Source organism: Corynebacterium sp. HMSC08A12 (assembly GCF_001807485.1).
In the GTDB taxonomy this organism is placed as follows: Bacteria; Actinomycetota; Actinomycetes; order Mycobacteriales; family Mycobacteriaceae; genus Corynebacterium; species Corynebacterium evansiae.
On sequence record NZ_KV789185.1, the window covers coordinates 1 to 546 of the forward strand.

The 546-nt window shown below is 58.4% G+C and carries 1 pseudogene; it reads left to right on the forward strand.

From position 1 onward, the window contains the following. Positions 1 to 546 (forward strand): annotated as a pseudogene (locus HMPREF3166_RS09995) (IS481-like element IS3514 family transposase); the annotation flags it as partial.

Below are 546 nucleotides of genomic sequence, written 5' to 3' on the forward strand. Positions count from 1 at the left end.
CTTACTCGACGGCACTCGACTCGAAGTCCTCGACTTCATCGACGATCACTCCCGTTACCTGCTATCGATCACCGCAGCAGCATCCTTCAGCGGACCGGCTGTTGCAGCTGAACTGCAACGCCTCATCGCCACCTACGGCCCGCCAGCGTCCACCCTCACCGACAACGGACTCGTATTCACCGCCCGCCTAGCTGGAGCCAAAGGGGGACGCAACGCCTTCGAAAAAACCCTCAACAAATACCGCATCCAACAGAAAAATGGCCGGCCAGGCCATCCCCAAACACAAGGGAAGATCGAACGGTTCCACCAAACGCTTAAAAAATGGATTGCTGCCCAATCCCCAGCGATCACCCTGGTCGAACTCCAGCAACAACTCGACACCTTTGCCGACTACTACAACACCGTCCGACCCCACCGAGCCCTCGGAAGACGGGCACCACATGAGGTCTACACCACCGGCCCCAAAGCCGAACCCAACGACAAACCGGAAGAAGAATGGCGCGTCCGCAACGATGTCGTCACCCCAAACGGCAAGGTAACCGTCCG